This window comes from Pseudomonas sp. H3_D04 (assembly GCF_054669175.1).
Window position 1 is genome coordinate 6184473 of sequence record NZ_CP162801.1, and the last position, 12336, is coordinate 6196808.

Annotated in this window: 10 protein-coding genes; 7 read left to right on the top strand and 3 right to left on the bottom strand. The window is 59.8% G+C overall.

Translation table 11 applies throughout. From position 1 onward, the window contains the following. The first annotated feature begins 36 nt into the window (after window positions 1-36). From AB4N91_RS28385 to AB4N91_RS28410, 6 genes are all read left to right on the top strand, one after another. On the top strand, window positions 37-1401 hold the full coding sequence (locus AB4N91_RS28385; protein ID WP_102594804.1) for an aspartate aminotransferase family protein: 1365 nt from the start codon (window positions 37-39) through the stop codon (window positions 1399-1401). Between the two features lie 169 nt (window positions 1402-1570). After that, a complete protein-coding gene (locus tag AB4N91_RS28390; protein ID WP_010466686.1) occupies window positions 1571-2683 on the top strand; it encodes a polyamine ABC transporter substrate-binding protein in 1113 nt (370 codons plus the stop codon). Between the two features lie 188 nt (window positions 2684-2871). Further along, entirely contained in the window at window positions 2872-3969 is a 1098-nt protein-coding gene (locus tag AB4N91_RS28395) for a polyamine ABC transporter substrate-binding protein (RefSeq protein WP_077747186.1), read from the top strand. Between the two features lie 73 nt (window positions 3970-4042). After that, window positions 4043-5185 (top strand): ABC transporter ATP-binding protein, encoded by a 1143-nt coding sequence (locus AB4N91_RS28400; protein WP_010466690.1) that lies wholly within the window; start codon window positions 4043-4045, stop codon window positions 5183-5185. A gap of 35 nt (window positions 5186-5220) precedes the next feature. Continuing rightward, a complete protein-coding gene (locus tag AB4N91_RS28405) occupies window positions 5221-6102 on the top strand; it encodes an ABC transporter permease subunit (protein ID WP_169857238.1) in 882 nt (293 codons plus the stop codon). After that, a complete protein-coding gene (locus AB4N91_RS28410) occupies window positions 6099-6992 on the top strand; it encodes an ABC transporter permease subunit (protein ID WP_010466694.1) in 894 nt (297 codons plus the stop codon). Before AB4N91_RS28405 ends, AB4N91_RS28410 begins: the two co-directional genes overlap by 4 nt. 132 nt (window positions 6993-7124) lie before the next feature. Here AB4N91_RS28410 and AB4N91_RS28415 read toward each other — a convergent pair whose 3' ends face one another. Beyond that, complete coding sequence (locus tag AB4N91_RS28415; RefSeq protein ID WP_102594805.1) at window positions 7125-7766, bottom strand: HD domain-containing protein; 642 nt, start codon at window positions 7764-7766, stop codon at window positions 7125-7127. Window positions 7767-8102: 336 nt separating this feature from the next. Here AB4N91_RS28415 and AB4N91_RS28420 point away from each other — a divergent pair, with 336 nt between their 5' ends. Next, window positions 8103-9068 (top strand): GlxA family transcriptional regulator, encoded by a 966-nt coding sequence (locus AB4N91_RS28420; RefSeq protein ID WP_010466698.1) that lies wholly within the window; start codon window positions 8103-8105, stop codon window positions 9066-9068. A gap of 109 nt (window positions 9069-9177) precedes the next feature. On the opposite strand, the gene AB4N91_RS28425 is transcribed toward AB4N91_RS28420, so the two are convergent. Together AB4N91_RS28425 and AB4N91_RS28430 are read right to left on the bottom strand one after the other, a co-directional pair. Beyond that, window positions 9178-11589: a penicillin acylase family protein gene (locus AB4N91_RS28425; RefSeq protein WP_460111966.1), complete on the bottom strand. Its 2412-nt coding sequence runs from the start codon at window positions 11587-11589 to the stop codon at window positions 9178-9180. Window positions 11590-11691: 102 nt separating this feature from the next. Then, entirely contained in the window at window positions 11692-12270 is a 579-nt protein-coding gene (locus tag AB4N91_RS28430; RefSeq protein ID WP_083375517.1) for a DUF6436 domain-containing protein, read from the bottom strand. Window positions 12271-12336 lie beyond the last annotated feature (66 nt).

Consider the following 12336-nt stretch of genomic DNA (forward strand, 5'->3'; position numbering starts at 1 on the left):
GGGCGGCGCTTTCACCTGATTTTTTTGGAGATTGGTATGACTAGCAACAATCCGCAAACCCGTGAATGGCAAACCCTGAGCAACGATCACCACCTGGCCCCGTTCAGCGACTTCAAGCAGCTGAAAGAGAAAGGCCCGCGGATCATCACCAGCGCCAAAGGCGTTTACCTCTGGGACAGCGAAGGCAATAAGATCCTCGACGGCATGGCCGGCCTGTGGTGCGTTGCGATTGGCTACGGTCGCGATGAACTGGCCGATGCCGCCAGCAAACAGATGCGCGAACTGCCTTACTACAACCTGTTCTTCCAGACGGCCCACCCGCCGGTGCTGGAACTGGCCAAGGCCATCGCCGACATCGCACCGCAAGGCATGAACCACGTGTTCTTCACCGGTTCCGGTTCCGAAGGCAACGACACCATGCTGCGGATGGTCCGCCACTATTGGGCGATCAAGGGCCAGCCGAAGAAGAAAGTCATCATCAGCCGCAAGAATGGCTATCACGGTTCCACCGTGGCCGGCGCGAGCCTGGGCGGCATGACGTACATGCACGAACAAGGCGACTTGCCGATCCCTGGCATCGTCCACATCGCCCAGCCGTACTGGTTCGGCGAAGGCGGCGACATGACACCGGAAGAGTTCGGTGTGTGGGCGGCCAATCAGTTGGAAGAAAAGATTCTGGAACTCGGCGTGGACAATGTCGGCGCCTTTATTGCCGAGCCGATCCAGGGCGCTGGCGGCGTGATCATTCCGCCAGACACCTACTGGCCGCGCATCAAGGAAATCCTCGCCAAGTACGACATCCTGTTCGTGGCGGACGAAGTGATCTGTGGTTTCGGCCGCACCGGTGAGTGGTTCGGTACCGATTTCTACGACCTCAAGCCCGACATGATGACCATCGCCAAGGGCCTGACCTCCGGCTACATTCCGATGGGTGGCCTGATCGTGCGTGACGAAGTGGTCGCCGTGCTCAACGAAGGTGGCGATTTCAACCACGGTTTCACTTATTCCGGACACCCGGTGGCCGCTGCGGTGGCACTGGAAAACATCCGCATCCTGCGCGAAGAAAAAATTATCGAGCGTGTTCATGCCGAAACGGCACCCTATTTGCAAAAGCGTCTACGGGAACTGAACGATCACCCGTTGGTGGGGGAAGTGCGTGGGGTCGGTCTGCTGGGGGCAATCGAGCTGGTGCAGGACAAGGCCACTCGCAAGCGTTACGAAGGCAAGGGCGTCGGCATGATCTGCCGCCAGTTCTGCTTCGACAACGGCCTGATCATGCGCGCCGTGGGGGACACCATGATCATTGCTCCGCCGCTGGTGATTACCAAGGCTGAAATCGATGAGCTGGTAACCAAGGCACGCAAGTGCCTGGACCTGACCCTGAGTGCGTTGCAGGGCTAAGTGCTAGGCTCTGGGCGGGAGTCATGAAACTTTCGCTCAGAGCAGTTCTAAGGGAGGCCTTTCCTTGAAAGACCGCCTCGGATCTTGCCAGACTAGCCGCGGTTCCAGTTGTCCGGGTTCGGCCGCTGAACAAAGTGGTTCAAAAAAGAAAAAATTTGGAGCATTACGCATGAAGGCATTAGGAAAAAAGCTTGCTGGCAAGACACTTCTCGCCATGTCCCTGATGGGCATAATGGCGGGTGCGGTTCAGGCGGACGACAAGGTGTTGCACGTCTATAACTGGTCCGACTACATCGCGCCGGACACCATCAAGAAGTTCGAAACCGAGTCCGGCATCAAGGTTGTCTACGACGTATTCGACAGTAACGAAACCCTGGAAGCCAAGTTGCTGGCAGGCAAGTCCGGTTACGACATTGTCGTACCGTCGAACAACTTCCTGGCCAAGCAGATCAAGGCCGGCGTTTACCAGAAGCTGGACAAGTCCAAGCTGCCTAACTGGAAAAACCTGAACACTGACCTGCTCAAGGCTGTGTCGGTGAGCGACCCGGGCAACGAACACGCTTTCCCGTACATGTGGGGTTCGATCGGCATTGGCTTCAACGCCGAGAAGGTCAAGGCTGCACTGGGTGCGGATGCACCAACCAATTCCTGGGACCTGCTGTTCAAACCTGAAAACGCCGCGAAGTTGAAGTCGTGCGGTATCAGTTTCCTCGATTCGCCAACCGAGATGATTCCGGTGGCGTTGCACTACCTGGGCTATCCAACCGACAGCCAGGACAAAAAACAACTGGCCGAAGCCGAAGCGCTGTTCCTGAAGATTCGTCCTTCGGTGGGCTACTTCCACTCGTCCAAGTACATCTCCGACCTGGCCAACGGCAACATCTGCGTGGCCGTGGGTTACTCGGGTGACATCTACCAGGCCAAGTCCCGCGCGGCTGAAGCCGGTGACAAGGTGAAAGTCAGCTACAACATTCCGAAAGAAGGTGCCGGTAGCTTCTACGACATGGTCGCCATCCCTAAAGATGCCGAAAACGTCGAAGGCGCCTACAAGTTCATGACCTTCCTGCAGAAGCCGGAAATCATGGCTGAAATCACCAACGCCGTGCGCTTCCCGAACGGTAACGCGGCCGCCACCGCCTTGGTTGATAAAGAAATCACCGCCGACCCGGGCATCTACCCGCCGGCAGAAGTGCTGGCCAAGTTGTACGCGATTGCCGACTTGCCGGCCGCGACCCAGCGGATCATGACGCGCAGCTGGACCAAGATCAAATCGGGTAAATAAGCCGTTTTGAGGCAACAACCTGTTGCCGTCGCCTGCGCGGTGACGGCAACAGGTGTAATTAAATGACAGAAAGTTTTGCTGGAACGGTTTTTCGAGGGTAAGTTGCGCGCCGGTTTTGTTGCTGGGCAGCCATGCCTGTCATGTAACGCGGGGCAACTTGGGCCCAACTAATTTTAGAGGACCTCCACTTGCCTATTTTTTCTTTGTTGCGCAATGCCATGCTGGTCGGCGCCGGGCTGACACTCGCTGTCAGTGTCCAGGCCGCCGGCACTGTGCATATTTATAACTGGTCGGACTACATCGGCCCGACGACGCTGGCCGACTTCCAGAAAGAGACCGGCATCAAACCGGTTTATGACGTCTTCGATTCCAACGAAACCCTGGAAGGCAAGTTGCTGGCCGGGCGCACCGGTTACGACGTGGTCGTACCGTCCAACCACTTCCTGGGCAAACAGATCAAGGCGGGCGCCTTCCAGAAGCTCGACAAGTCGAAGCTGCCTAACTATGCCAACCTCGATCCGGTACTGCTCAAGCGTCTTGAGCAAAACGATCCGGGCAACTTGTACGCCGTGCCTTACCTGTGGGGCACCAACGGCATCGGTTACAACGTCGACAAGATCAAGGCGGTACTGGGCGTCGACAAGATCGACTCCTGGAGCGCGGTATTCGAACCGCAGAACATCAAGAAGCTGCACGCTTGCGGCGTCGCGTTCCTCGATTCCGCTGATGAAATGATGCCCACCGTCCTCAACTACATGGGCCTCAACGCTAACAGCACCAACCCCGAAGACTACAAAAAGGCCGAAGCCAAGTTGCTGGCGGTGCGCCCTTACGTGACGTACTTCCACTCCTCCAAATACATCGCGGACCTCGCCAACGGCGACATCTGCATCGCCATCGGTTTCTCCGGTGACATGTTCCAGGCCAAGGCCCGGGCATCCGAGGCCGGCAAAGGCGTGAATGTGGCCTATACCATTCCCAAGGAGGGCGGTGCGCTGTGGTTCGACATGCTTGCGATTCCGAAGGATTCGAGCAACGTCAAAGAGGCCCACGCCTTCATCAACTATTTGTTGAAACCCGAGGTGATCGCACAGGTCAGTGATTCTGTTGGCTATGCGAACCCCAACCCTGGCTCGGACAAGTTGATGGAACAGTCCATCCGCACCGACGAGTCGGTCTATCCACCGCAAGCCGTTCTCGACAAGACCTATGTGTCCGTCGAGTTACCACCAAACATTCAACGTTTGATGACCCGCAGCTGGACCAAGGTCAAGTCGGGTAAATAGCGACAAGGCTCAAACTATCCAAGGTTGGCTCACCTTGAGCGAACTGCACTCTTTTTTTCTGGGAGTTTCGTAAATGGCAGTTGCCTCCGGCGCCTATAAGAAAGCCCTCGAGGGCGACCAGACACCTAAACAGGTGCTGGTCAAAATCGACCGGGTCACGAAGAAGTTCGACGAGACGATTGCCGTGGACGATGTGTCCCTGGAAATCAAGAAAGGCGAGATTTTCGCCTTGCTCGGCGGTTCTGGATCGGGCAAATCCACGTTGCTGCGCATGCTCGCAGGCTTCGAACGGCCCACGGAGGGGCGCATTTACCTCGATGGCGTAGACATCACTGACATGCCGCCATACGAGCGGCCGATCAACATGATGTTCCAGTCCTACGCGTTGTTCCCGCACATGACCGTGGCGCAGAACATCGCCTTCGGCCTCAAGCAGGACAAGCTGCCCGCCTCTGAAGTCGATGCCCGTGTCGCAGACATGCTCAAGCTGGTTCAGATGACCCAGTACGCCAAACGCAAGCCGCATCAGTTGTCCGGTGGCCAGCGTCAGCGTGTGGCCCTGGCGCGCTCGTTGGCCAAGCGGCCGAAGCTGTTGCTGCTCGACGAGCCGATGGGTGCGCTGGACAAGAAGCTACGTTCGCAAATGCAGCTGGAACTGGTCGAGATCATCGAGCGCGTCGGCGTGACCTGCGTCATGGTGACCCACGATCAGGAAGAGGCCATGACCATGGCCGAGCGCATTGCGATCATGCACCTGGGCTGGATCGCTCAGATCGGCAGCCCGATCGACATCTACGAAACCCCGACCAGCCGCCTGGTCTGCGAGTTCATCGGCAACGTCAACATCTTCGACGGCGAAGTGATCGATGACGCCGAGGGTCATGCGATCATCACCTGCAAGGACCTCGACCGGAAGATCTACGTGGGCCACGGCATCAGCACCTCGGTGCAGGACAAATCCGTGACCTACGCGATCCGTCCGGAAAAACTGCTGGTGACCCCGACCATGCCGACCTGCGAATACAACTGGTCCAGCGGCAAGGTGCACGACATCGCCTACCTCGGCGGTCACTCGGTGTTCTACGTCGAGCTGCCGAGCGGCAAGATCGTCCAGTCGTTCGTCGCCAACGCCGAGCGCCGTGGCCAGCGCCCAACCTGGGGTGACCAGGTCTACGTGTACTGGGAAGACGACAGCGGCGTGGTACTTCGCTCATGAACATGCGCAAATTCAAACGCCGCCTCAATCGAATAATTCCCGGTGGCCGCCAGCTGGTCATCGGGGTACCGTTCATTTGGCTGTTCCTGTTCTTCATGCTGCCGTTCTTCATCGTCCTGAAGATCAGCTTCGCTGAAGCCGACGTAGCCATTCCTCCGTACACCGAAATCTACAGCTACATCGACCAGAAGGTGCAGTTGCTGCTTAACCTGAGCAACTACGCGATGCTGGCCGGCGACGAGTTGTACATCGCCGCCTACCTCGGCTCGCTGAAGATGGCGCTGATCAGCACCGTCCTCTGCCTGCTGATTGGCTACCCGATGGCCTATGCCATCGCCAGTGCCCGTAAAGAGCTGCAAACGGTGCTGGTGCTGCTGATCATGATGCCGACCTGGACGGCGATCCTGATCCGCGTGTATGCGTGGATGGGCATCCTCAGCAACAACGGCCTGCTCAACGGTTTCCTGATGACCATGGGCTGGATCGACGAACCGCTGCAGATCCTCAACACCAACCTCGCCGTGTACATCGGCGTCGTCTATTCGTATCTGCCGTTCATGATCCTGCCGCTTTACGCCAACCTGGTGAAGCACGACAACAGTCTGCTGGAAGCCGCGTCGGACCTGGGTTCGAGCACGTTCAACAGCTTCTGGAAGATCACTATTCCGCTGTCGAAGAACGGCATCGTCGCCGGCTGCATGCTGGTGTTCATTCCGGTGGTGGGCGAGTTCGTGATCCCGGAACTGCTGGGCGGTCCGGAAACCCTGATGATCGGTAAAGTGCTCTGGCAAGAATTCTTCAACAACCGCGACTGGCCGGTGGCGTCCGCCCTGGCGGTTGTGATGCTGGCGATCCTGATTGTGCCGATTATTCTGTTCAACCGCAGTCAGGCCAAGGAAATGGAGGGTAAAGAATGAAGCGCTTCCGTTTCTCGAGTTTCATGCTGATCGCGGGCTTGCTGTTCATCTACGCGCCGATGCTGATCCTGGTGATCTACTCGTTCAACGCCTCGAAACTGGTGACGGTGTGGGGCGGCTGGTCGATCAAGTGGTACGTCGGTTTGATGGACAACACTCAATTGATGGGCTCGGTGGTGCGCTCGCTGGAAATCGCCTGCTACACGGCGGTGGCGGCGGTGGCACTGGGTACGTTGGCGGCATTTGTGCTGACCCGTATCACCCACTTCAAGGGTCGCACGCTGTTCGGTGGCCTGGTCACCGCGCCGCTGGTGATGCCCGAAGTGATCACCGGTCTGTCGCTGTTGCTGCTGTTCGTGGCCATGGCGCAGATGATCGGTTGGCCACAGGAACGCGGCATTGTCACCATCTGGATCGCTCACACCACGTTCTGTGCGGCGTATGTGGCGGTGGTGGTGTCGGCGCGCTTGCGTGAGCTGGACCTGTCCATCGAAGAGGCGGCCATGGACCTCGGTGCGCGGCCATGGAAGGTGTTCTTCTTGATCACCATCCCGATGATCGCGCCATCCCTGGGTGCCGGCGGCATGATGTCGTTCGCCCTGTCCCTGGATGACCTGGTGTTGGCGAGCTTCGTGTCGGGCCCGGGCTCCACGACCCTGCCGATGGAAGTGTTCTCGGCGGTGCGCCTTGGGGTTAAACCCGAGATCAACGCCGTGGCCAGCCTGATTCTGCTGGCGGTTTCGCTGATGACCTTCCTGGTCTGGTTCTTCAGCCGCCGTGCCGAAGAAGCGCGCAAGCGTGCGATCCAGCAGGCGATCGAAGAAAGCGCGGCCGACTCCTGGAAACAACCGGACGTGCGTCGCGCCCAGCAGGCGCCGGAAGCGGCTTGAAGGTTGGCCACGATTATGTGGCCAACCCCGATCCAGTGTGGGAGCGAGCCTGCTCGCGATGAGGTCGTGTCAGTGGATAGAGATGTCGACTGACACGACCTCATCGCGAGCAGGCTCGCTCCCACAGTTGTTTTAGGACATCCAGGGAGACTTGCGGATGATCTCGACGAAGTTCATCGGCTTGAACCCCGGCTCGCTGTCCACCAGCACATCTGCGTTCACCGTGCCGAACGTAGTGTCCGGCTTGTGTTTGACGCCATTGGCGAACGCGCACAGGATGCATTCCTTGAACCCCTCGCCCCGTGGGTGCGCATGCACCACTTCCTCACGCTGCACGGTGGGAAACGCGGCGTAATCGATACCCAGCACATCCATTTCCACACCGGCCGTGACCAATGCCACGTTAGGCCGCAAGTGTTGCGGTACGCCCGGCGTGGTGTGCAGGGCAATCGAAAGCCACACCTGCTCGATATCGCCATCCGACAACCCATACGGCTTGAGGAACGCTTTGGCGGCGTTGGCGCTATCGACTTCGAAGCGCTCGTTGTCCGTGCGATGACCGTCCACCAGGCCCAGGTCATGGAACATGGCGCCGACGTAGAGCATCTCTGGATCGTAGGCCAACTGCTTGCGCTCACCGCTCAAGGCGCCGAACAGAAACACCCGGCGCGAATGGTGGTAAAGCAAATCGGACTCGGCGTCGCGAATGTATTCGGTGGTGGCCTTGGCCAACGCGCTGTCGGGGATTTTGATACCGGCAATGATGCTGCTCATGGTGCTTTCCTCGTGGGGAACGCCGTGGCGGCGCTGATGGAACAAGTCTGTTCCGGCCTCCAAAACCGGACAATCGATCCATGGCTGCGATCCCGGCCAATGAGCATGCAAATCGCGCCAACCTCGCTTGTTGCGCCCGGGTTGGCTAAGTTTGGTACCGGCGAATACGCTTTTGTGGCGAGGGAGCTTGCTCCCGCTGGGCTGCGAAGCGGCTCCAAAACCTGCAACTCAATTACACCAGGCAAACAGTAGTGACAGGAATGGGAGTGCTGCGCACTCCAGCGGGAGTAAGCTCCCTCGCCACAGGTAAGTGTGACCCGTAGAGGCAATCCAACCATGAGTAAAACCGTTGCCATCGTAGTGTTCGCTGGCGTCCAGTCGTTGGACGTCACCGGTCCCATGGATGTGTTTTGCGAAGCCAATCGCTTCCTCGAACCGCATGACCATTACCGGCTAGAGGTTATCGGCGTCGAGCACGGGATGATGGCGTGCTCCAACGGTTTGTCGCTCAATGCCCATCGGCATTTCAGCGAAGCGCTGGAGGCTTATGACTTGCTGCTGGTGGCCGGCGGGCCGCAATTGCCGTTCCTGGATTTTGGCGCGGCCTTCGATGGCTGGTTGCGCGATGCCTGTGCGCGGGCGCAACGATTTGGTTCGATCTGCAACGGCGCGTTCATGCTGGCCCGGGCCGGATTGCTCGAAGGACGGACCGTCACCACCCATTGGGATGATGCCGCGGCGTTGGCGACAGCGTGCCCATCGACTCAGGTCGATGCCGATCGCCTCTACGTTCAGGACGGTGAGCTCTTCACCTCGGCCGGCGTCACGGCGGGGATTGATTTGTCGTTGTACCTGTTGGCCCGGGACCATGGGCCGGAAGTGGCGTTGAGCGTGGCCAAGCGGCTGGTGGTGTTCACCCAACGCTCGGGCGGGCAATCACAGTTCAGCCCGTTCCTCACACCCCACGCCGAACCGACGTCGGCGGTGGCACTGGTGCAACTCTACGTCCTGGCCAACCTGACCGGCGACCTGACCATTGCCGATCTGGCGAACGCGGCCAACATGAGTGCCCGCAACTTTTCCCGGGTGTTCGCCAAGGAGGCGAAAATCACTCCGGCGGAATTCGTCGAGCGGGCGAGGGTGGACGCGGCGCGGGTGCTGCTTGAAAGCACCCATTCACCGCTCAAAACGGTGGCGTATCAATGCGGGTTTCGCGATGCCCAGCACATGCGCACGGTGTTCAGTCGCCGGCTGGGGGTGACGCCGCAGCAGTTCAGGTTGAATTTTGCGGCGATGGTTTGAGCCATGAACAGGCGTTGTTCTTGCGGGCCTCATCGCCAGCAGGCTGGCTCCCACAATGGATCTGCGTGTACAGGATCACTGTGGGAGCCAGCCTGCTGGCAATACAAAACTATTGAGCACTTCGCGCCGGCAACAGCTTCAACGTACTGCGCGTATTGGCCGTGACTTCTTCGTTATTGAAGTGCGCCTCGTAGTAAATCCCTTCGACATACGCTTCGGCCTGGTCTTCGTAATGGCTGTCGAACGGCACGCCGCTCTGGCCGACCGGGTTGATGGTCAGGCTGTGGGCCGGGTCGGCAAAGTCCACCAGGCGCCGCGTCGATGGGCCATACGTCACCGGCCACGGCGCCGGGCCGATCTTGGCCGAGAGGTTGTTCGGCACTTCATGGGTGCCGGGCGCCGCGAACGGGCCGACGTTGAAGATTCGGTCCAGCGGCTTCTGCACGCCCAAGGGGTGATCGTGGGTCAGGGTGTGCGCCTTGCCCCACTGCCAGTGCGCGACGTCAGGGCCAAGGGTGGTCTTTAGGTGGGCGATGCTCGCTTGCCAGGCCACTTTCACTGTATCGGCGCGGGTTTCCTTGCCGAGGGTGTTGCGGTTGTCCCACCACGGCGAATCGGCCGTCGCGGCCAGGCGGGGTAGCGCAGCGTCGATCACGCGAGTCGAGAGCAGGGTCTCGAAAAAATCATTCCCCAGCTCATCGTGCATCGTCGCGTCGGCCAGGTTGAACAGGAACTGGTTGAACAGCGTAGCGCTGGTGGAATCCAGCGGGTAATCGCCTTTCCATTGCGCCAGTTGCTCGACCAGTTTCAGTTCGGCGGGATCGCTCACCCCTTCACGCAGTACCGGCAACAGCGGCGCCAACAGACGCGGGCCGTAGGCGGTGGTGGTGCCCAGTTGCAGCTTCTGGTTGGCCTCGTTGTCCCATTTCACGCTCTTGTCGCTGAGCTGATGATTGAGTTGCTGGCCGCGATCGGCGAGGTTGTAGTAACCGGGAATCTCCATGCCAGTCGGCGAAACGGGCTGAAAGTTGGCCGAGACGATGTAGCCGCGCGCCGGATTCTCTTCCTGCGGGTTGGCGCTGAACGGGTAGAAACCGTCCTTGTCCGCCTGATTGGTGCTGCCGTCGAGGATGAAACCGGGCTTCACCCCGGCCGCACGCTTGGGCAGCAGCGCCGAGGCCCACCAACCGATGTCGCCCTTGGCGTTGGCGTAGACGATGTTCAATCCCGGAGCCTGAACCTTGGCCGCTGCGGCGCGGGCCTTGGCCAGGGTGTCGGCGCGGTTGAGCTGGTAGAAACCTTCGAGGATCGGGTTCGGCGTTTCAAGGAACGCCCACCACATGGACACCGGTGTCTTGCCGGCGGCAGTGCCGAGTGCATCGTTGATGATCGGGCCGTGGGGCGACTGGCGCAGCTTCAGGGTGACCGGCGCCTGGCCTTTCACCGCGATCTGTTGCTCGGTGTTGACCATGTCGACCCATTTGCCGCGATACCAGACCTGGTTCGGGTTGTCCGGATTGATCTTCTCGGCGATCAGGTCGAGGTCGTCGTTCTGGAACATCGTCAGGCTCCAGCCGAAGTCCAGGTTGTGGCCGAGAAAGGCAAACGGCACCAGCGCCTGATGATGACCGTAGAGCTCGAAGCCCGGCGCCGACAATTGCGCCTCGTACCATACCGACGGCACCGAGAAGCGAATGTGCGGGTCACCGGCCAGCAGCGGCTTGCCGCTTTTGCTGCGGTTGCCGGCAATCACCCAGGCGTTGCTGCCTTCGAACTGTGGCAGGCCGTTGTCGGCCAAGGCCTGTTCGCTCAGGCGGGCGAGGGCGTTCAGGTCTTTCCAGTCACCGGCAGCGAGGGCGGGGCCGGGTGTTGAGCGCGTCTTGGCCAATACGCCTTTGGGCTGCCAGTCGAGTTCGAAAACACTCAGGTACTCGACGCCCAGTTGGTCGCGCACAAACGTCAGTAAAGGTTCGGTGCGAAACGCGGCGGCAAAACTGTACGCCATGTAACCGGCGACGCTGATGCTGTCTTCGGCGGTGAACGGGCGCTTGTGGATGCCCAGCACGTCGAACTCCATGGGCGCCGCGTGAGTGTCCTGATACTGGTTGATGCCATCCAGATAGGCTTCCAGCGCCTTCCATGCCGGTGACTGACGATCCAGTGCGGCCACATAACTCTCGGCGCGCTCCCGGATACGCAAGCTGCGGAACAGTTTGTCGGTGTCGATCAGTTTCGGTCCGAGGATTTCGGCCAGCTCACCCCGGGCGAGGCGGCGCATGGCTTCCATCTGGAACAACCGATCCTGAGCCTGCACGTAGCCGAGGGTGCGGTAGAGGTCGGTTTCGTTTTCGGCGCGGATATGCGGCACGCCGCGCTCGTCGTAACGCACGGTCACCGAGCCCTGAAGATGCTGCAACTCCACCTGGCCCTGGCGCGTCGGCTGCTTGATGTACACGTACCCGCCGACCCCGATGACGAGCGTGACGATCAGCAATACAAGTACGGTCAGGACGCGTTTCATGGTGACTCCTTGTTCTTCGGGATTGCCGCCCGTGCGGGCTGCAAACATGTAGCACAGACCTTCTGTGCCGGGCATCGCGGTCCTGGAAAAGTCAGGATTGCCTTACTTCGCTTCCTCCGGCCAAGGGCAGTAGCAACCGACCGCCAGCGTATGGGTGGCACCCACCGCACGACCTTCGCTGAGTGCTTGCAGGATGGGCTCGATAAAGCTGTTGTTCGAATTGCAGGTCAGGCCTTCGCTGTACGGGCCGAAGTAGGCCAGTTTGCCGCTGCGGTCCCAGATCGCCACCGCCGGGCTGGCGGGGATCTGTTCGGAACCCGGGAGAACGGTGATGGTTTTCAGGCGGCTCAAGGTGCTGGGCAACTGACCGTGGCTGCCGGGTTTTTGGACCGCGTAAAACTCCACGCCCTGCGGTACGTATTGATCGACCAGTTCAGTCAGGTGTTGCTGGTTGCCGACATTGCACGGGCAGGCAGGGTCCCAGAAGTGCACCAGGCGTATGGCACCGGGGCCGGCGAGGTCGGCGGGCAGGCGCAGCGGATCACCGGAAAATAACGCGGTGTGCGAACTGAATGCGCGCAGGTAGCGCCCCTGAAACCAGTCATAGGCCGCCCACAAGACGCCGGCACACACGAGGGCGAGCAGGCTGGCAAGCAGTGTGGTGCGGTAGGCCGGGCGCATGGGTTTCAATCCTCGAAGGTCGGCTAGCTTGCCATGCTTGCCGCGACAGATGAATATCGCAGGCCC